The organism is Coprococcus aceti (genome assembly GCF_025567285.1).
Classification (GTDB): domain Bacteria; phylum Bacillota; class Clostridia; order Lachnospirales; family Lachnospiraceae; genus Coprococcus; species Coprococcus aceti.
Genome location: NZ_JAOQJT010000002.1, coordinates 241,381 through 262,734, shown reverse-complemented (window position 1 = coordinate 262,734; position 21,354 = coordinate 241,381). Strand labels below are relative to the sequence as shown.

Annotated in this window: 17 protein-coding genes and 1 other annotated feature; of the genes, 15 read left to right on the top strand and 2 right to left on the bottom strand. The window is 41.6% G+C overall.

Annotated elements, in window-relative coordinates:
- The first annotated feature begins 2 nt into the window (after positions 1-2).
- From OCV54_RS03645 to OCV54_RS03620, 6 genes are all read left to right on the top strand, one after another.
- A complete protein-coding gene (locus OCV54_RS03645) occupies positions 3-584 on the top strand; it encodes a dipicolinate synthase subunit B (protein WP_015534973.1) in 582 nt (193 codons plus the stop codon).
- Positions 585-816: 232 nt separating this feature from the next.
- Positions 817-1,017, top strand: coding sequence for a type II toxin-antitoxin system Y4mF family antitoxin (locus OCV54_RS03640; protein WP_015534972.1), 201 nt, complete (start codon positions 817-819; stop codon positions 1,015-1,017).
- Positions 1,017-1,352 (top strand): HipA N-terminal domain-containing protein, encoded by a 336-nt coding sequence (locus tag OCV54_RS03635; protein WP_022216427.1) that lies wholly within the window; start codon positions 1,017-1,019, stop codon positions 1,350-1,352. Before OCV54_RS03640 ends, OCV54_RS03635 begins: the two co-directional genes overlap by 1 nt.
- Positions 1,349-2,299, top strand: a complete 951-nt coding sequence (locus OCV54_RS03630) for a HipA domain-containing protein (RefSeq protein ID WP_055222687.1) — start codon at positions 1,349-1,351, stop codon at positions 2,297-2,299. The genes OCV54_RS03635 and OCV54_RS03630 overlap by 4 nt, the downstream gene beginning before the upstream one ends.
- Positions 2,300-2,462: 163 nt before the next feature.
- Positions 2,463-3,116: a TetR/AcrR family transcriptional regulator gene (locus OCV54_RS03625; RefSeq protein ID WP_022216428.1), complete on the top strand. Its 654-nt coding sequence runs from the start codon at positions 2,463-2,465 to the stop codon at positions 3,114-3,116.
- Between the two features lie 42 nt (positions 3,117-3,158).
- Entirely contained in the window at positions 3,159-8,471 is a 5,313-nt protein-coding gene (locus OCV54_RS03620; protein WP_055222685.1) for a leucine-rich repeat protein, read from the top strand.
- A gap of 106 nt (positions 8,472-8,577) precedes the next feature.
- Here OCV54_RS03620 and asnB read toward each other — a convergent pair whose 3' ends face one another.
- Positions 8,578-10,434, bottom strand: a complete 1,857-nt coding sequence (gene asnB, locus OCV54_RS03615) for an asparagine synthase (glutamine-hydrolyzing) (protein ID WP_055144402.1) — start codon at positions 10,432-10,434, stop codon at positions 8,578-8,580.
- Between the two features lie 210 nt (positions 10,435-10,644).
- On the opposite strand from asnB, the gene OCV54_RS03610 reads away from it, so the two are divergent.
- From OCV54_RS03610 to OCV54_RS03580, 7 genes are all read left to right on the top strand, one after another.
- Positions 10,645-12,000 carry an MATE family efflux transporter gene (locus tag OCV54_RS03610; RefSeq protein ID WP_015534967.1) on the top strand — a complete coding sequence of 452 codons (1,356 nt, stop codon included), beginning with the start codon at positions 10,645-10,647 and terminating at the stop codon, positions 11,998-12,000.
- 109 nt (positions 12,001-12,109) lie between these two features.
- Positions 12,110-13,420 carry a GNAT family N-acetyltransferase gene (locus tag OCV54_RS03605; RefSeq protein ID WP_082431245.1) on the top strand — a complete coding sequence of 437 codons (1,311 nt, stop codon included), beginning with the start codon at positions 12,110-12,112 and terminating at the stop codon, positions 13,418-13,420.
- 74 nt (positions 13,421-13,494) lie between these two features.
- Positions 13,495-13,782 (top strand) — a binding site (T-box leader).
- Positions 13,783-13,883: 101 nt separating this feature from the next.
- The gene (ilvB, locus tag OCV54_RS03600; RefSeq protein WP_055222683.1) at positions 13,884-15,608 is read left to right on the top strand and encodes a biosynthetic-type acetolactate synthase large subunit; all 1,725 of its coding nucleotides are present in this window, start codon (positions 13,884-13,886) and stop codon (positions 15,606-15,608) included.
- An 81-nt stretch (positions 15,609-15,689) separates the two neighbouring features.
- Entirely contained in the window at positions 15,690-16,196 is a 507-nt protein-coding gene (gene ilvN, locus OCV54_RS03595; protein WP_022216434.1) for an acetolactate synthase small subunit, read from the top strand.
- A gap of 81 nt (positions 16,197-16,277) precedes the next feature.
- A complete protein-coding gene (gene dtd / locus OCV54_RS03590; RefSeq protein ID WP_055144406.1) occupies positions 16,278-16,724 on the top strand; it encodes a D-aminoacyl-tRNA deacylase in 447 nt (148 codons plus the stop codon).
- A gap of 166 nt (positions 16,725-16,890) precedes the next feature.
- Positions 16,891-17,553 carry a DivIVA domain-containing protein gene (locus OCV54_RS03585; protein ID WP_055144408.1) on the top strand — a complete coding sequence of 221 codons (663 nt, stop codon included), beginning with the start codon at positions 16,891-16,893 and terminating at the stop codon, positions 17,551-17,553.
- Between the two features lie 15 nt (positions 17,554-17,568).
- On the top strand, positions 17,569-17,898 hold the full coding sequence (locus tag OCV54_RS03580; RefSeq protein ID WP_055144410.1) for a hypothetical protein: 330 nt from the start codon (positions 17,569-17,571) through the stop codon (positions 17,896-17,898).
- Between the two features lie 109 nt (positions 17,899-18,007).
- Here OCV54_RS03580 and OCV54_RS03575 read toward each other — a convergent pair whose 3' ends face one another.
- Positions 18,008-19,036, bottom strand: a complete 1,029-nt coding sequence (locus OCV54_RS03575) for a 3-deoxy-7-phosphoheptulonate synthase (RefSeq protein ID WP_022216437.1) — start codon at positions 19,034-19,036, stop codon at positions 18,008-18,010.
- Positions 19,037-19,185: 149 nt separating this feature from the next.
- Here OCV54_RS03575 and OCV54_RS03570 point away from each other — a divergent pair, with 149 nt between their 5' ends.
- Together OCV54_RS03570 and OCV54_RS03565 are read left to right on the top strand one after the other, a co-directional pair.
- Positions 19,186-20,433 carry a D-alanyl-D-alanine carboxypeptidase family protein gene (locus tag OCV54_RS03570; RefSeq protein ID WP_055222681.1) on the top strand — a complete coding sequence of 416 codons (1,248 nt, stop codon included), beginning with the start codon at positions 19,186-19,188 and terminating at the stop codon, positions 20,431-20,433.
- A 10-nt stretch (positions 20,434-20,443) separates the two neighbouring features.
- Positions 20,444-21,298: a metallophosphoesterase gene (locus tag OCV54_RS03565; protein WP_055222678.1), complete on the top strand. Its 855-nt coding sequence runs from the start codon at positions 20,444-20,446 to the stop codon at positions 21,296-21,298.
- Positions 21,299-21,354 lie beyond the last annotated feature (56 nt).

Below are 21,354 nucleotides of genomic sequence, written 5' to 3'. Positions count from 1 at the left end.
ACATGGATTTATCAAAGTGCAATGTAGGTATGGCTATAACCGGTTCATTTTGTACCTTTGATAAGATTAAGATAGAAATAAAGAAAATGGTTGAGATGGGAATAAATGTGTATCCGATATTCTCGCCTCACTCCGCAGAGTACGACACAAGATTTGGAAAAGCTGACAAATTCGTAAATGACGTTGAGACGATAGCAGGGCGAAAGGGTATTTACACTATACAGGAGGCTGAGCCTATAGGTCCCAAGGCCTATCTTGATGCGCTGGTCATAGCACCTTGTACCGGAAACACCATCGCCAAGCTGACAAATGGAATAACAGACACATCGGTTCTCATGGCTGCGAAGGCACATCTGAGGAACAATAAGCCGCTCATCATATCGGTTTCGACAAATGATGCCATGGGTATGAACTTCAAGAATATCGGCCAGCTCATGAACATGAAAAATATTTATTTTGTTCCATTTGAACAGGATAACTGTGTGAAGAAACCCAATTCACTCATAAGCAGACTTGATCTCATCCCAGCCACCATAGAGGAGGCTCTTGAGGGAAGGCAGATACAGCCGGTTCTCATAAAGTAGTTTTACTGCACCCGATAGGGTATAAGTTTGTTGCTTATTGCGGCTATTATACCCCATCGGGTGTAGTTTTGTTTTATATAATATTTTTTATACCCGTTATGGTATAAAAAATATTATATTTGATTGAAATTATACCTTATCGGGTGTAATATATAAGGAGAATAGCGTATAAGAAGAATCACGTGTAAGAGGAATCACGTGTAGGAGGAATCACATATAAGAGGTAATAACGATGAATAAGATAGCTGAATTTATAAAGACTAACAGAAAAGAAGCGGGTCTTACACAGGAAGAATTCGCAATAAGATCAGGCCTCGGACTCAGATTTGTCCGCGAACTTGAACAGGGGAAAGAAACTGTGCGTATGGACAAGGTCAATGAAGCTCTTGCAATGTTCGGCATGGAGGCGGTTCCAGGGAGAAAGGATGATTGATGGTGGATAATACTTTTAGAACGGCTTATGTATATATAAGAAATGAATTTGCGGGAATTTTATGTGAGACCGACGAGGGATATACATTTTCTTACGATGAAGAATATCTTGATAGAGAAAATGCCAGTGCTGTATCACTTACCATGCCATTGTCGAAGGACATGTATCGATCCAAGACTTTATTTTCTTTTTTTGATGGACTCATCCCCGAGGGCTGGCTGCTTGATGTGGTCAGTAGAAATTGGAAAATAGATGTAAGGGACAGGTTTGGATTGCTGCTTGTTGCATGCCGCGATGCGATAGGCAATGTAAGTGTCAGGGAGGATCGCATATGAATTGTTTGTGCTGTGGAAAAACTTTGAAAAATGACGACGAAACAGGCTGGCATAAAGCTTGTGTGAAGAGATTTTTTATGACGACTAAGCTGCCAGACATAGATATAGATGATCAGAAACTAAAAGTTCTTGCAGAGGAAAGTATAAACAAGGGGTATACGGTCCCGGGTGTACAGAAGAAACTGTCGTTACACCTGCTTTCTGAACCAGGTAATCCAAGACTTACATTGGTAAACTACCCAACAGGATATATACTTAAACCTCAGGTTGATCAATTTAAAGCGATGCCTGAAGCGGAGCAGCTTGTGATGTCTATGGCTGATATGATAGGAATTTCAACGGTGCCGCATGCATTGATCAAAGGAAATGGGCAGATGGCATATATTACTAAAAGAGTGGATAGGATATTCGAGAAAACAACTGTTGAAATGCTTGCAATGGAAGATTTCTGTCAGTTGGACTATCGTCTTACACAGGACAAATATAAAGGTTCATACGAGCGATGTGCAAAGATCATAGAAAAATATTCAAGTCGTGTAGGTCTGGATATGGCAGAATTCTATATGAGAATTGTATTTTCTTTCGTGACTGGCAATTCCGATATGCATTTGAAGAATTTTTCGCTTATTGAAACAGAGGTGGGAAGCGGAGATTATGTTCTCTCACCAGCCTATGATCTGCTGCCGATAAATGTTATCATGCCTGAGGATACAGAGCAATTGGCGATACCGATGAATGGGAAAAAGAGAAATGTGAGAAGAAAAGATTTCCTTATATTTGCTGATGTATGTGGTTTAAGTCGGATATCAGCGGAGAAGATGATAAGTTTGGTAGTTAAAAATAAGGATAAAATGAAAAAGATGTGTGACGAATCTTATATACCTGAAAAAATGAAATCAGACTTCAATCATTTGATTGAGGAAAGAATGCTGATTTTGGCAGATTGATAAAAATTTAATATAATACGAAATCCCAGAAGTTACTTACTATCGAAATGTGATTCGAAATGTGACTTCTGGGATTTTTGTTGACTGACATAAGATAGTCCTGTAAAATATTTATTGTGAGACAGGGAGTATCACAATATAACTTTGGAGTGAAAAGTAATATATGAGAGATCCGGAAAAACTGAAAGAGGAAATGGACGAGCGCAAAAGAAAGATCCTTGATGTTGCATTTGAGCTGTTCGTAGACAAGAAGATAGAGGCGGTGAGCATGGGAGATATCGCAAGGGCTGCCGACGTGGGAAGGGCTACATTGTTTAGGTACTATCCAAGTAAGCTTGAGCTGGTCATAGCGGTATGTGCTGATCAGTGGAAGAGATACCTGGATGGCCTGGACGCGAGAAGACCTATATCGTCTGTACATGACATACCAGCCATAGACAGACTGAGATTTACCATGGACAGCTACATAGATATGTATCAGCATCACAAGGCATTGCTCAGGTACAATGACAACTTCAACTACTATGTGACACATGAAGGCAAGAACAATGATCAGCTTGTAGATTTTCACAGTTCACTGTATTCGGTGGATACAAGACTTCACATGATGTACGAGAAAGCGAGGGTGGACAAAACTATCCGGACAGACATACCGGAAGCAGAATTCATGCGTGTCACCGTCCACTCCATGATGACGGCCTGCGCTCATTATGCGGAGGGCTTCATATGGGGATCGGACGACAACAAGGACTACACGGACGAGCTGATAATGATTAAGGAAATGATACTTGATTACGCAACAAAAGGGATAAAGTAACAGAATTCACAGGAGAGACTGTTATGGAAATGGAGGTATGGAATGAGAAAGGGATTAGTATTTAAGAAGGGAATTATATTTGCACTTGCTGCAGCGGTGGTTACGTCGCCTGCGCCGGTGATGGGTGTAAGCGGCTGGGGAGTGATGAATGCTAAGGCAGAGGAGACTACAACGGAAAAAATACCCAAATATTTATTGATGGGCTCAACAAGGCTTATTGATAATGGGGAATTGCAAGATGATGGAGTTTCTGGTAATGATGACACGATATATCAGGGAACCAATTGGTACTATGACATCACGAGGAATCAGCTTGTACTGGAAAATGCGTATATTTCTGGAAACATTACGATTCAGAACGGTGATCTTTCGATTATGTTATCCGGAACAAATACTATGAGATCAGATATGGTGATTCAAAGTATTTTAACAGAAAGCGGAATTGTGCCTACATTAGAAATAAATGGTAACAATCAGAATGAAAGTCTAAGTTGTGGAAAAATCAGTGCAGATGACTTAGGCTCAAATAATAATAATATAAAAATTATAGGAGCAACGCTGGAGACTTCCCAAATTGAATGTAGCGGCAGCTTAACGATTGAAAATAGCCATGTGGTAGCAAATGAGGAGGATCATTCAAACGTAATTAGTGGTGATAAAATTAATATAGTAGACAGTTATGTTGAAGCGAAAGCAACAACAGAACGATACGAAGGTGAGGTAATTAGATCAAATCAACAAATTAATGTATCAGGAAGCCAGATCGTGGTTAGCCGTGCTTTAGCCTGTCAAGAACCTGTATTAAGTGATTGTGACTTCAGCAACTCTGTCATCACAAAGCAATGGAACGACATTGAGACCGGTGATGATGTAACGAAAACATATGTATATGGTAAAGCCGCTTTAAAAGAAGATTTAACGATTGCAAGTGGAGAAAGCATAGAATTTGAGAGTAGTGCAAGCATCACCAATCTGGACAAGCTTATTGTTGAAGATGGAGCCACAATTCTGGTAGATGGAGCTGAACACAAACATAATACAAACGGTGATATTACATACATTTGGCAAGATGACAAAGAACATACAAAAGGAGTAGCATGCAAAGACTGTCCGATCGGATATGTGACTAAAGAGACGGAAGCACACAATTATAATTCGCAGGGATTTTGTACAGATTGCGACGCATATCAGCCGGCGGTGCTCACTACGGACAAGTATGATATTAATGAGGACGGGACAAAGGATGCGGTTTACGAGATCAGTAATGCAGGTCAGCTCTACTGGTTTGCCGGACTTGTAAATGGCACACTTTCAGGCGTAGCGCAGAATAAATCAGCCAATGCAGTCCTGACAGCGGATATTGTTGTGAATGCAAATGTTCTGAAGTCGGATGGAACCTTGAATGAGGGAACATTTAAGGAATGGACACCGATTGCAACTAGCGCAAGTCCATACACTGGTATATTTGATGGACAAAACCACACAATCAGTGGATTGTATTTCAATCAAGAGAATAGTTATGATGTAGGATTGTTCGGTCGTAACAATGGTAAGATTGCCAATGCAGGTATTTTGGATTCTTATTTCTATGGTACCAGCAAGGTAGGAGGCATGTGTGGAAATAATTATACCGGAACTATCTCAAACTGTTATAATACCGGCAGCGTTAGTGGTATAGGAACAGCAGGAGGCGTGAGTGGATATAATTATACCGGAAGCATCACAAACTGTTATAATACCGGAAACGTCAGTGGTAGTAGCGGTTTTGTAGGAGGCGTGAGCGGATATAATAGTAAAGGAGCTATCATAAACAGTTATAATGCCGGCAGCGTCAGTGGCTTAGAATATGTAGGAGGCGTGAGCGGAATTAATTATACCGGAAGCATCACAGACTGCTATAATATCGGTAGCGTCAGTGGTAGCGAAGGTAATGTGGGAGGTGTGAACGGATATAATGACGGAGGAACCATCACAAATAGTTATAATGCCGGTAGCGTCAGTGGTACAGAACGTTATGTAGGAGGCGTGAGCGGATATAATGACGGAGGAACTATCACAAACTGCTATAATGTCGGTAGTGTTGGTGGTAGTGGATATGTAGGAGGCGTGAACGGATGGAATAAAGGAATTATCACAAACTGTTATAATACCGGTAGTGTCAGTGGTACAGGGGTTAATGTAGGAGGTGTGATCGGACGTAATGAATCCAATGCAAGCATTACAAACTGTTATTACGACAGCACTATTTATACTGGAAATGCGATAGGCGCGAATGACGGAACCACTGAAAAGGTTGAAGGTAAAACGACAGAGCAATTCAAAACAGGTGAAGTTGCGTATCTCCTGCAGAACGGTCAGTCAGAAGAAATCTGGGGACAGACCATCGGAACAGACACCTATCCTGTATTACATGGTCCGAAGGTATATAAGAGCATAACTTATATGGGCTGTAACGATTCATCTGAAATTGCCTCGGTGTCATACAGCAATGAGAAAAAGGATGTATTTGGCAAACATAACTTCGAGGATGGCATATGCAGATACTGCGGTGAGAAACTTGCAGCGACAGTCACAAAAGGTGATGAGACTATATCCTGTGTTTCACTGCCAGAAGCAATAAGTTATGCCGAAAACATGCCGGACAGTGTTGTCACCGTTATGGAAGATACAAATACAGCTCTTGATATAAACAATCCCGATTCTGATTTTACTATAGACATAAATGGACATAAGACAGATGATATTGATGTAAAAAACGGAAAAATAACGATAATTGATTCTAAGACGGGAGGAGACGTAAAAGGTCATTTAGATATAAAAAAAGATTCAACAGTAACAATTGGTAATGTAAAAATTTCGGGAACGATACATACTATGGGTCAATTGATACTAAATGGTGGAGATATAAACAAGATAATTCTAGCTGATGAAACAATAAAATTATACTTTAACAACAGTGATATAAAAATCAATGACGGAATATATTTGTATGGAATATACGGAGAAAAAATAATTATAAATGCAGAGCCTCATAATGTTATTCCGATTGTTCTGGATGGAATAGGTGTACAACAAGGTGCTGCATATGCTGTAGCAGGTGATGGCATTGCGTTAAAGTCAGATTGGTTCAACGCATCATCAGATGATTCTATAATTGATCTGTCAACAAGTATAGAAGATAATAAGCTTAGAATTGGAGCATTGCTGAACGATAAAGTATATGCAGAGTTAGATGAAAATAAAAACATCATCTACTCCGGAAGTGAGTTAAAACCATCTGTAAAGGTATATTATAATTGGGACAATATGTTTTCTGTACAGCTAAAAGAAGGCTCAGATTATAATGTAACGTATTCCGACAATATCAACGCTGGCACAGCGACTGCGATTGTAACAGGAATCGGTGCTTACTCAGGAACAAAGAACGTGACATTTACCATTGAGCCAAAGAAGATCAGCAGTCCAACATTTGACGGACTTAAGCCTGAGTACACATACACAGGACAGAAGGTAGAGCCTGAGTTTGCTCTTATGGACGGTGAGACAGTCATTCCTTCAAGCGAATATGAAGTATCTTACAGTGATAACACAGAAGTTGGAACAGCAACGATAACCATCACGGATGCCACGGGCGGAAATTACGATATAAACTGCAAGGCTGAATTCGATATAGTTAAAGCTGATCCGGTTATAAGTGAACTTCCGGTGGCAGATCCGATAAGTTACGATCCACACAAAACCTTAAATGAAGCAAGCATTTCGGGCGGAGCCGTAATCGGAGTTTCAGGAGAAAACATAACCGGAACATGGAGCTGGGCTGACGATTCCACAGTTCCTGTGGTTGATGTAACAGACTATGATGTAGTATTTACCCCGGATGACCAGAAACACTACAATTCGATCAGGGGAACTATTCAGGTAAATGTCTTAAAGGCCAATGTAAACATAGCTGATCTGCCGACAGCAAGTGCAATAACATATGGCGACAGCCTTGCAAAGTCTGTTTTATACGGAGGAACAGCATATTTTGACGGTATTAACAAGGTTGAGATATTTGGAACATTTGCATGGAAGGATGATTCTCTAAAGCCGTTTGTATCTGACAGTGACAAGACGCTGTACACCGTTGTATTTACGCCGGCTGACAGTGTGAATTACAACACAGCAGAAATTGAGATCACGGTAAATGTGAGCAAGGCTGCAATGCCGAATCTGCTGTTAAGTGTAGATAATACACATAAGACCGTTGGAAGTATCGCACTTCCGGGAGACTGGGTATGGCTTGCTGCTGACACAGCCACTGCGATAAAGGCAGGCGGATCAGTGGTGGCAACAGCTGTATACGCTGGCGATGACAAGGAAAACTATGACAGCACAGAGCTAAAGGTAACCATATACAGAGCACCATGTTCAGATGGTAAGACTGTAAAGTATACACTAAAAGGAGAGAAGGCTCCAACCTGCACAAAGGCAGGAACAGGACATACAGAGTGCTCAGTCTGCGGCGATGTCATGAGCACAGGTGTGTGTGTAAAGGAACTTGGACATAAGTGGAATTCCGGCAGGGTAACAAAGAAACCTACATACACAGCAGCCGGTGTGAGGACATACACATGTACCGTGTGCAAGGCTGCGAAAACAGCAAGTATTGCCAAACTTGCAACAACTGATATAAGCAAAAAGACAAGCAAGATCACGGTTTCCGGAATAGAGAACAAGATCTACAATGGAAGAGCGCACACCCAGAGATCGCTTGTTGTCAAGGCTGGCACAAAGACGCTCAGACTGAACAAGGATTACACTGTCACCTACAGCAAGAACAAAGCGGTGGGCAAGGCAAGTGTGACAATATGTGGTAAGAATGCATATTCTGGTAAAATAACAAAGACATTTGCCATAGTAAAGGCTGCTAAGGGAAAGACATATACAGTTGGAAAGTTCAGGTACACAATAACCGGAGCAAAGGCAGACGGCACAGGAACAGTTGCAATTGCCGGAACAACGTACTCAAGGTCAGATAAAAGATTTGCATCACTGACCATCGCAGACACTGTAGTTATAGGTGATGTAAGGTTTAAGATAACATCTGTAAGCGCAAATGCATTCAGCAGATACACTGCTCTTAAGAATGTCACTATCGGCAACAATGTGACAAGCATAGGGGCAAACGCATTTTTATCATGCAAAAACCTTAAGAAGATGACGATAAAGTCAGCTAAGCTCAAGAGCGTTGGCGCAAAAGCCTTCAGTGGAACATACAGCAAAATTACATTTGCAGTACCTAGGAATAAGGCCACAGCATACAAGAAACTGATAAAGAAGGGCAGTCCTTCTGCGAAAGCAATCTATAAATAACAAATATATAAATTGCCTGTAAAAACAAGACTTTCAGAACTCTTGTACATGCAGCGTATTCGCCATTTTCGATACGCCGCATGTATACAGAAGTCTGGAAGTCTTTTTATATGTCAAGGACAATAGCATATTTTCTCAGCCAGTGATCAATCTGAAGAAGATATGCCATCATCTGAGGTCCTGCCATGAGCTGACCGAACCACGGCCTGCCGTAATCCTTTGGCGCGTTTATGAAGTTTTTCACATATTCTCTGTCGATGAGAGGCAGAAGAGGACTTTCCGGATCATTTAGCACGCAGAGAAGCCTCTTTGCAAGCTCCTGTTCATAATGAGGGTCATATGACTTTGGATAAGGGCTTTTCTTTCTGTACATGATTTCGTGCGGAACATAATCCTTCATGGCCTCTCTGAGAAGCTTTTTCTCACAGCCTTCGGAATATTTGTACTCCCATGGAACATTGAACACATAATCAAGTATTCGTGGATCTGCAAATGGAACTCTCGCCTCAAGTCCGCTTGCCATGCTTGTTCTGTCCATTCGGTCAAGCAATGTCTGCATGAACATCCTGATATTCAGATAAGATATCTGCCTGCGCCGCTTTTCTGTATCGGATTCCCCCGGAAGAAGATTGATCTCGGACAGGAGAGAATTGTATAGTGATGACACATATCCCGGTATATCAAGACTATCTATGATGTCCGGCGACAGTACTGAGAGCCTTGGCGACAGATCCTTCATCCATGGGAATGTATCAGATGAAAGCAGTTCTTCTCTGTAGAACCATGGGTATCCTCCAAATATCTCATCCGCGCATTCCCCTGTTAGTACAACTTTGTATTCCTTTGCCACCAATGAACAGAAGTACAGAAGTGATGAATCCACGTCCGCCATGGTCGGCATATCCCTTGATTCCACGGAAGTATACAGATAGTCTGCAAGATCACTGTAATTGCAGGTGAGATATGTGTGGTCTGAACCTATGTGGGCTACCATCATATCTACATATGGTCGATCCTGCTCCGGCTGGAATGCATTTGACTTGAAATATTTAGAATTATCTTTGAAATCAAATGAGAAAGTGTGCAGCTTTTTCCCTTGCTCCCTGAGTTTTGCGGCGCATACGCTGCTGACGATTGATGAGTCGATGCCCCCCGAGAGAAATGTACATACAGGCACATCCGATACGATCTGTCTCTCTATACTGTCCTTGACAAGATAACGGACTTTTTCCACAGTGTCTTCATAGCTGTCAGTGTGAGGATTGCTGGTTATGCGGTAATATGTGAAGTCTGTCATTCCGTAGGGTGAGAATTTCATGAAATGTCCCGGCTTTACTTCGTCTATATTCTGAAATACTCCACAGCCTGGAGTCTTGGACGGCCCGATTCCGAACACCTCACATAGTCCCCGTGCATCAATGACAGGCCTTATACCTGGATAGTAGAGCAGTCCTTTGATCTCTGAGGCGAAGACAAGTGTTCCGTCATCAGTTACTGAGTAGTACAGCGGCTTCACACCGAAGTGATCCCTGTACAGATATATGGTCTGGATATGTTCGTCATATATCGCAAATGCAAATATTCCGTTCAGCCTGTGAACAAAATCGGGACCGAAGTGAAGAAAACAGTTGAGAATAACCTCTGTGTCCGAAGTTGTATCAAATGTATATCCAAGGGCGAGCAGCTCCGATTTCAGTTCCTTTGTGTTGTAGATCTCGCCGTTGTACACTATGTATATAGTATTTTCGCCGATGACCTTTTTCATAGGCTGTTCGCCTCTTGCTACGTCACGTATGGAAAGTCTTGTGTGTGCCATTCCACAGTGCGATGACAGCACTGTATTTTGTGCATCCGGACCTCTGTGAGCAAGTGCCTTATTCATGTCGTTCAATATGTATGAGTATCGTTCATGTTCGGTATTGAAAATCCTGTTGGAGTTATAGAATCCTGCGATGGAACACATATATTTACCTCTTTTTGTGGTATCTATATATTATATTGGGGAGTTGATTTTATAGAACTTTTATATAATACTATAAGTTTGATGCAAGATATGTTAAGTATTGATATAATGTATCATATTTGTTTTCGGTGAGTATGAACACAAAATCGGCAATAAGCATCATGACATTTGAACCTACAAAATATTGATAATAGAAAGAGAAATACTGCAATGAAAAACACTTTAATAAAGACTAACAAAAAATACCTTCCGGGACTTTTAAACATCGCGGTTCCAATCATGCTGAGCAATCTTATATCGCAGCTTCAGATGCTTATAGACAGAATATTTTTAGGACACGTAAACAGCATGTACATGAGCGCACTTGGCAATGTGACTTCACCGATGTGGACCACCATGTCGTTCTGTTTCTCCATCGTGACAGGAGCGTCTATACTGATAAGTCAGGGTGTTGGTGCAGGAGATACCGAACACATAGAGGAATACTCCGGTGCCATGGTGAAATACAATAATATCATACCGATACTGTTATTTTTCTTCTGGACATTCTGCGCTGAATTTGTATTCAGACTCATGGGTGTGTCAGATGGCCTGATGCCGATGTGTCTTGATTATTCCAGGTATTATGCGCCCGTATTTCTGATAACAGGACTTGGCGGTACTTTCAGTGTAATACTTCAGACGTCTAATTATACAAAGCCGCTTGTCATATATGGAATAATAAGGTCGGGAGTCAATATATTCCTCGACTGGATCATGATATTTGGAAGATTCGGACTTCCGGCCATGGGGATAAAGGGTGCAGCCATAGCGACTACAATAGCGGAGTACTCTGGACTTATATTTGCAGTGATATTCGTGGTATCAAGCAAGAAACTTAACACTAAACCATCTATGAAATGGGTAGTAAAGGCACATATAAAGCCGTATCTTTTGTCGGCAAAGCTGGGAGTGAACACAGCTCTTGAGGATTTTGCATGGAATCTTGGCAATCTGCTGCTTATAAGGATTCTCAACGCCATAAATGAGATGGCTGCCGGAATTTATTCCATCATATTCAGTGTTGAAGTCCTGGCGGTTGTCATCATTGGAGCGATAGGAAACGGTACAATGACACTAACCGGTGAGGCAAAAGGAAACAATGATCTGGGTAAATACAAGGGTGTATGTGTCTGTGCGTATGGCTTGTGTATAGTAGTTGGAATCATCACACTCGGTGTCTGTCTTGCGTTTCCACAGCAGATCATATCACTTTTCACCAACGACAAGAGTATAATTGCATCGTGTGGGATATATCTGATCTTTATCAGCATCAATCTTTTCGCAAAATCAGCAAACATAGTTGTTGGCAATGCGATCAGGGGCAGTGGCAACACGATATGGATGCTCATAACACAGTTGTTTGGCACGTTGTGGGTGGTTTCTGTGGCACTTTTGTTCGTGTTTGTCCTTAAGCTTGGAATAGCAGGTGTCTTTCTTGCAGTCATAGTGGACGAGATCGTTAGATCTTTTATCAATCTCGGCAAATATCTGAGGATAGTGAAAAACTGGGAAAGCACAGACTGAGGTAAAAAGGCTGAATTAGCTAAACAGTGGGTGCGACATTCAGTGGCATATATAATTTAGAATAGACGTATCAGAAAAAGAAAGTCTTATATGAAAGGGGATATATGATTTGATTTTAGAAACTAATAGGTTAATATTACGTCACTGGCAGGAGAGTGACGCAGATATATTATTTGAATATGCAAGTGACCCTGATGTGGGACCTATAGCTGGCTGGCCAGTGCATGAGAGCAGGGAGTACAGCCTTGATGTGATACGGAATGTATTTAATGGGCCGGAGTGTTATGCTGTGTGTCTGAAGGACAGCGGCCTGGTTGTCGGAGCCATTGAATTACTGTTAAACGGAAGGACAGATATGACAGACCGCGATGACGAATGTGAACTCGGATACTGGATAGGAAAGCCTCACTGGGGCAACGAATACGCACCGGAGGCGGCCAGGAGACTCATAGAACATGGATTTCTTGATCTGGGCATGAGAACAATATGGTGCGGTTACTACGATGGCAATTCCAAGTCCCGCATAGTACAGGAAAAGCTTGGATTTGTGTTTCATCATACCTGTGATGAAGTGGATGTGCCTCTTTTGAATGAAATCCGGATAGGACATACGAATATTATGACGAGAAAACATTGGCTGTCTGGAAAGATGAAGAATTCACTGTATGATCAGCTGGCCAGGGATTACTGCTGTGATGCGGCTGATATATATTCCAGTGACAATATATTTTCTGAATACAGACAGATAGAAGGACAAAGACGGTTCAAAGGACAGGAAAAGTGCCCACTCAAAATAGCTGTGGTAAATGGCAAGCTGTTATTTACCGGTCGTAGAGAGATTGTAGATGAATGCAGAAAACGCTATGAGAATGCATCTGGCAAATGGTTCATGGATATAGAGAAATTTCGTGAGCTTGACAGTATTCTTTCCAGCTACGGATGTAAATTGAAATCTGCCCACCCATTTTACCTTCCGACGGAACTGAGCGAACAGGCAGTGAGAAAAGATACTACAGATAAACTGATTGATTCGAAGTTTAAAGAAGATTTTAACCTTGTCAGGTATACGGGGGATGAGATCCTGCAATTCAAAGGAGATGACAGATGGAATGAAGCATTTTGCTTTGATGATAACACTCCTGATGTGCTGGCTGTGGCTGCTGTATCAGATGGTGAGATTATTGGTATGGCTGGCGCAAGCGCTGACAGTGACGACTTCTGGCAGATTGGTATAAATGTTGTTCAAGATGCTGAGGGAAGGCATGTGGGTACATCGCTGGTATCTGAACTCACTATGGATATACTCAGATGTGGCAGGATACCATATTATGGCACTGGCATGTCCCATATAGCCTCCCAGAGAGTTGCCGCTGCAGCGGGATACGATGTATTTTGGTTTGAACTGCTGGCGGGCAAGTAAAAGAATCGTTGACACATCTTCATGTTAATGATAAAATAATCACATCTAAGGGTCGTAAAACGACCGGGAAATAGTCAAATGCTATGACGAGGAGGAGTACATGTATCTCCCGATCAACAGAGAGAAGACGGTGGTGAGAGTCTTCATCAGGAATGTGTGGAAGGTAGCCTTCGAGCAGTGGATTGAAAGATTGCAGCATACATATTTGTCGGCTGTTGTCGAGTAGGTTTCAACGGTTTTCCCCGTTACAGGAATAAGATATTAATAATGATTACAGTGATAATTTATTATAGTATCTGATAAGTGCAGACATTTGTCTGAATTTAGGTGGTACCACGGATATGAACATATTCGCCCTAAGCGTAAAACAGTTGCGCTTAGGGCTTTTTCTATGCAAGGGGTGCATATATACATCCCGAGGCGTAAGTTTAGATTATCATGAACTTTACAGGAGGTATAAGATATGGAGATCAATGGAGCAAAGATGTTTGTAAAAGCGTTGCAGGAAGAGGGAGTAGACACTCTGTTCGCATACCCTGGTGGAACAGCGATAGACCTGTTTGATGCGTTGTATGATGCAGAAGGTATTGATATGATACTTCCAAGACACGAGCAGGCACTTGTTCATGCAGCGGACGGATATGCACGTTCAACAGGAAGAGTTGGAGTGTGTCTGGTAACAAGCGGTCCAGGTGCGACAAACCTTGTAACAGGAATTGCCACAGCCAACTACGACAGTGTGCCACTGGTATGTTTTACAGGACAGGTTCCGTTGAACCTTATTGGAAATGATGCTTTTCAGGAGGTTGACATAGTAGGGATCACAAGAAGCATATGCAAGTACGCAGTCACAGTAAGAAAGAGAGAGGATCTTGCAAGGATCATTAAAAATGCTTTTTACATAGCAAGAACCGGAAAGCCGGGTCCTGTAGTTGTTGATATTCCTAAGGATATACAGCTTGCCATGGGAAGTGACGAGTATCCATCAGAGGTAAATATCAGAGGTTACAAGCCTTCAGAGGGCGTACATGTCGGACAGATCAAGAGAGCCCTTGCGGAGCTTAAGAATGCAAAGAAGCCTGTGTTCCTTTGTGGCGGTGGTGTAAATATCGCCCATGCAAGAAAAGAGATGCAGCAGCTTGCGGAGAAGACAGGTATCCCTGTAGTCACAACCATCATGGGAAAAGGTGCGATACCTACAGATCATCCACTGTATGTAGGTAACATCGGTATGCATGGTAACTTGGCATCCAACAAAGCTATCATGGAGAGCGATGTACTTTTCTCCATCGGATGTAGATTTAACGACCGAATAACAGGTACTATAGATACATTTGCCAAGAATGCCAAGATCATACATGTTGATATAGATGCAGCGTCCATATCAAGAAATATAAAGGTAGATATACCTATCGTTGCTGATGCCAAGGTTGCCATATCCAAGATGCTTGAATATGCAGAACCTCTTGATATCAAAGGCTGGGTGGATGACATTATGAATGTCAAGGCTGAGTATCCTATCAACATGAACAGATATGATGGTGTGACCCCTGAGGCTATCATCAGAACCATAAACGATATGTACAGCAATCTCATCGTTACAACTGATGTTGGACAGAATCAGCTCTGGACAACGCAGTACATTGATATAGACGAGAACAAACAGCTCTTAACTTCTGGAGGTCTTGGAACCATGGGTTATGGATTTCCTGCTGCCATAGGCGCAAAGCTTGGCAACATGGATAAAGATGTTATCTGTATATCCGGAGACGGCGGAGTCCAGATGAACATTCAGGAGATGGCTACAGCTGTTGCGCTTGAGCTTCCTGTTACCCTCTGTATACTGAACAACGGCTATCTCGGCAATGTACGCCAGTGGCAGGAGCTGTTCTTCAATAAGAGATACAGCAGTACATGTCTCAGATATAGAAGAAGATGCAACAGAGACTGTCAGAATCCGGATAAATGCTGTCCAAAGTATTCTCCTGACTTTGTAAAACTGGCAGAGAGCTATGATGCAAAGGGCATCAGAGTTACAAAGCCTGAGGAAATCAGGCCGGCATTTGAGGCTGCCAGGGCAAATACAAACGGACCTACAGTTATAGAATTCTTCATCGATCCTACGGCCAACGTATTTCCTATGGTTCCGGGTGGAAAGTCACTGAATGACATGATACTTGACTGCTGATATTGATAAATTGATTTTATATTAGTAATAGAATGTACATATATAGATTTGTATATTATCCAGATGAAAGGGGTATATAGAATGAGCGTAAAGAAGAGATGGATATGCCTGTTCGTAGAGAATGAGGTAGGTGTACTTGCAAGAATTTCAGGTTTGTTTTCAAGCAAATCATACAATATAGATACTATAACCGTTGGAGTAACCGAGGATGAGACAATATCCAGAATGACCATCGGTTTCACCAGTGATGACAGGACATTTGAGCAGGTGAAAAAACAGCTCAATAGAAGTGTGGAGGTTATCAAGGTCGTCGACTACACAGATATTGCAATCCACAACAACGAGATCTTATATGTCAAGGTCAATAGCTGCTCAAATGAAGATAAGGACGAGGTGTTCCGAATTGCAAATGCATTTGGCTATAAGATAACAGATTATAATAAGAAATCTGTGCTTGTTGAGTGTGTCCAGACGGATGCAAAGAACGACAATGCCATAAAGCTGTTCAAGGAGAGCTTCCCTAACAGGATAGAGGTTGTAAGAGGTGGCAGCGTTGCAGTTGAAGCGATAAGCATGTCGGACAGATAGTACAACCGGCAAATAGCTGTCAAAATGATATTGCTGGTAAAATAGTCTGTAAAAAGATTATGAAAGGATCCGTAAAATAAAATGAAATTTGTAATACAGCGTGTAAATCACGCATCAGTAGAGGTGGATGGCAAAGTGATCGGCAGCATACAGAAAGGTTTTCTGGTTTTTGTCGGAGTATACGATTCGGATACCAAAGAGATTGCTGACAAGATGATAAACAAGCTTGTGAAGATGAGGATATTTGCCGACGAAAATGGCAAGACAAATCTTGACATAAACAGAGTAAACGGCCAACTCCTGATCGTTTCACAGTTTACCTTGTGCGCAGACTGCCGGAAGGGCAACAGACCATCATTTACTGGTGCAGGAGCGCCTGATATGGCCAATGAGATGTATGAGTATATAATTGAAAGATGCCGTGAGTTTGTTCCTGTGGTGGAACATGGAGAATTTGGTGCAGATATGAAAGTGGATCTGTCCAATGATGGGCCATTTACCATATTACTTGACAGTAATGAATTGTAATATATCCATGATTTGCCGAAAAAATTGTAATATATTGGGAAAATTTTATAAAATCCAACAATATTGTTGAAAAAATGAATATTTGTTAATATAATTACAAGTGGAGTTTCTATATGCAAAGGATAATATTATAGAGAGAACTAATACTGAAAAGGAGAACTATACAATGACAAAGGATCAGATTGAATCTAAAACCTTTAAAAAAGGACTTTTTGGATATAATAAGGATGAGGTTAACAGCTTCCTGCGCTCAGTTGCAGAAGATTATGCAGAACTTGAGACAAAGTATGCAGCTCTTGAGTCAGAGAACGAAGTGTCAAAGAAGAACCTTATGGAGAACAGCGTAAAGATTTATGAGCTTGAGAAGCAGCTCGAGCAGGCTGCTCCTGGTTCCAAGAAGGAAGCCAACGCAGCAAATGCTGAGGCTAACAAGATAATAAACGACGCTAAGAAGAAGGCTAACGAGGTTATCGCAAATGCAAAGGCTGAGCTTGCCAAGCTCAAGGAAGAGATGGAGACACTCAAGAGCGGATCAAGTGCAAAGGTTGCTGAGGCTGCAAATAAGGTTGAAGCTGCAGTTGAGGCGGATCCTATAACAAAGCTTAAGATGAAGTCGCAGGGCGGAGATGCACCTCAGAAGCTCAAGATGACACCAAAGGCTGCTCCAGAGGCAGAGCCAAAGCCGGCAGCATTCACAGGTAAGAGTGCTCAGGCTGCTCAGGAGGAAGAAGAGGAAGAACTTATTGTTGGTGAAGTAGAAGAAGGAGTAAAGCGTAATCAGGTACTTATCGGAGATGGCGATGAGGATGCAGACTTCGAGTTCTTATAAAGATTGGGTGTTTATATGACGTATAAAGAATGCGTGGAGTGTATCGACGGCGTTCTCAGTTCTTTGGAATTGGCGGATATTGATGATTGTTGTCTTCAGTTCAATGTTATCGGCAATGATAGTGGGGTGTTCTACATAGATATAAGGGATCATGTTGCCAGATTAACAGAGGATTCGGACAGGGAGTATAAGGTTAAATATGTATTTACAGTTCCAGTTCTTTCGAGACTTTTGAGAAGAGTTGTCGATCCGATGTATGCGTATACTACAAGTAAATATAAGATGATGGGAGATGTGTCTTTGGGAAGATGCATACTCGTCAAACTCTGCGAGGCTTCGGCCTGACAGATAAATAAAGAAAACCGGTGGTATCATGATAGATCCGCCGGTTTTCTTTTGTTGTATAAGCACAGCACGTGTAATTGTATAAGCGCGCAGGCTTAAAATGTATTTTTTACAGAAGATCAGCAACTTCTTTGAGAAGTCTCTCTGTCTTATCCCATCCAAGACAAGGATCTGTGATAGACTTACCATAGCATCCACCATCTACTGGCTGGTTGCCATCCTCAATATAACTCTCAACCATAACACCCTTTACAAGATTCTTGATCTCAGAATCGTAATTCCTGCTGTGGATTATCTCTTTGACAATTCTTGGCTGTTCAATAAATTTCTTGCCAGAATTATTGTGGTTGGCATCAACTATACATGCATGATTTACGAGGTTGAACTTCTTGTATGTGTCAGCAAGGAGCCTGAGATCCTCATAGTGATAATTGGATATAGACTGTCCATGCTTATTCAGTGCACCTCTCAATATACAATGTGTCAAAGGATTTCCGTCTGTATGTGCCTCCCATCCAGAATAGAGGAATGTGTGGTGATGCTGTCCTGCTATACAGGAATTCATCATAACGTTGTAGTCACCACTTGTAGGATTCTTCATACCTACAGGAACATCCATTCCACTTGCGGTAAGTCTGTGCTGCTGATCCTCAACAGAACGTGCGCCTATGGCAACGTAAGAGAGGATATCATCTACATACTGCCAGTTTTCTGAATAAAGCATCTCATCAGCAGCGGTGAGTCCTGTCTCCCTGATAGCTCTTATATGCATTTTTCTGATGGCGTAAAGGCCCTCGAGCATGTCTGATGCCTTTGTAGGATCAGGCTGATGGAGCATTCCTTTGTAACCATCACCAGTAGTTCTTGGCTTGTTAGTATATATACGTGGAATGACCAGTATCTTATCCTTAACTTCATCTGCAACCTTTGCAAGACGATTCTGATAATCGCAAACAGCATCCTCATTATCTGCTGAACAAGGTCCGATGATAAATATAAATCGGTCATCATCGCCTACGAAAATTTTTCTGATCTCTTCATCTCTTCTGGCTTTGATGGCTTTCAACTCGCTTGAAAGAGGGTATAGTTCCTTGATCTCATCGCCAGTTGGTACTCGTTTAACTAATTTCATACTCATGAAACATGTCCTCCTTTTTTCTAGCCATTGATTATATCAGAAAAACTTTACAAAATAAAGAAAATAATACTATATTGGTGGGATAAAAAGTCATATTGCCGGATAAATGCATAATATAATATATAAACAGAAACTGAAAGAGGAGTTGTATGCTGCATTTTCCGGATAGAAAAAAGATGGGCAGGAAGAAAAATATCAGAAGATTATCTGTTATAACGGTACTCATCTTTATCATATTTGCAAACACAAATGGTACGAATCTTATGGTATATGCAGAGGAACAGACAGAGACTCAGGCGGCAGACCAGACAGAAGTTCTGGAGGTGGAATCTCCAAGCTGTATACTCGTTGAGGCATCCACAGGTCAGGTGTTATTTGAAAAAAACTGTGATGAAGCCATGGCTCCGGCTTCGGTTACAAAGGTTATGACGCTTCTTCTGGCTTTTGAGGCGATAGGGGCCGGACAAATGACTCTTGATGATATTGTAACTGTGAGTGAACATGCTGCGTCCATGGGCGGATCGCAATGCTTCTTTGAGGCAGGAGAAGAACAGACTGTTGAAGATATGATAAAGTGTATTATAATTGCATCCGGAAACGATGCGGCTGTTGCCATGGCGGAAAAGGTTGCCGGAAGCGAAGAAGCGTTTGTGAAAAAGATGAATGAGAGGGCTGCTGAGCTGGGGATGACAAATGCAAGTTTCAAAAATGCGTGTGGCTTGGATGCGGATGGACATAAAATGTCAGCACGGGATATCTCCATAATGTCCAGAGAACTCATAACAAAATATCCTGCCATATTTGATTATTCAGGCATATGGATGGATTCGATCATACATAAAACACGAAGGGGCGAGAGTCAGTTTGATCTCGTCAACACAAATAAATTTTTGAATATGTATACAGGAGCAACCGGCCTTAAGACAGGTTTCACAAATACCGCAAAATATTGCATGTCGGCGACTGCTGAGAGGGACGGCATACAGCTTATTGCTGTCATCATGGGAGCTGATACAAAGGATATCAGAAACAAAGACGCCTGCAGGCTGCTTGATTATGGATATTCGATGTGCCAGAAATATACAGATCTGAATATTCTTCAGGAAAAAGAGATTTCCATAGACAATGGCACCGAAAGTTGTGTTACAATTAAGACCGACTCACAATTCACCGGGATCTTGCTTGCGGGAGAACACGCGGAGGATGTGAAGAAGAAACTGGAGATGAGAGATCCACTGACTGCCCCGGTTGACAGTGGTGAAGAGCTTGGAAAGATGAGCTATTATATTGGCGAGAGGTGCATCGGTTCAGTGCCGATATATGCGGCGGAGAAGGTTGATTCCATGAGTATGAAGTACGCTTTCGTTAAAGTGCTCAAGTTACAATTTACATATTGAGGTTAAATAAATGAAGATTTTTTTAGTTGTAGTTATCGTACTATGCATTATAACGCTTGTTAATGTTTTGATAGAGAGTTACCGCGAAAACAGAAGAATCTCGTTTTCAAATTATCAACTGCATGACAGGAGAATAAGAAAAAAAGCCCGGATAGTCATGATATCAGATCTCCACAATGCGGAATTTGGAAAGGACAACGAGAAGCTTATAAGCTGTATAGAAAAGATTAATCCGGATTTCATACTGGTGGCGGGGGATATAATAGTCGGAAAGCCGGGACTTACAGTAGATATAGGTATACATTTTCTGAATGAACTTGGCAAGCGTTTTCCTGTGTATATGGGAAAAGGAAATCATGAGATGCGCGTATCCATATATGAAAAATATGGTGATATGTGGAACAGGTTATATGAAGGAACAAAAGATAACATCACCTGGCTTATAAATGAAAGTGTTCATCTTGATGAATACAATGTCACGATATACGGACTTGACATGAAGACGGAATATTACAGAAGATTCAAAAAGCTCGATATGGATGAAGAGTATCTGCTGAATGAACTTCCACCGATAAGCAGATCCGATTACAATATACTTATAGGACATGATCCCGATTATTTTGAAGAATATTCCCGATGGGGCGCTGATCTTACTGTATCCGGCCATGTACATGGTGGACTTGTGATTCTGCCATTTCTCGGAGGCGTGATATCGCCTATGATCAGACTGTTTCCAAAGTACTATAAGGGGTTATATTCCTGCGATGGACATAATATGATAGTCTGTGCAGGACTCGGACTTCACACTATCCGAATCAGAGTTAATAACGAACCGGATCTGGTGACCATCAATTTGTCCAGATAACAGTGCGTTAGCCTCTTATATTTAAACATAATTAAGTGTTGAATTATAGTAATATA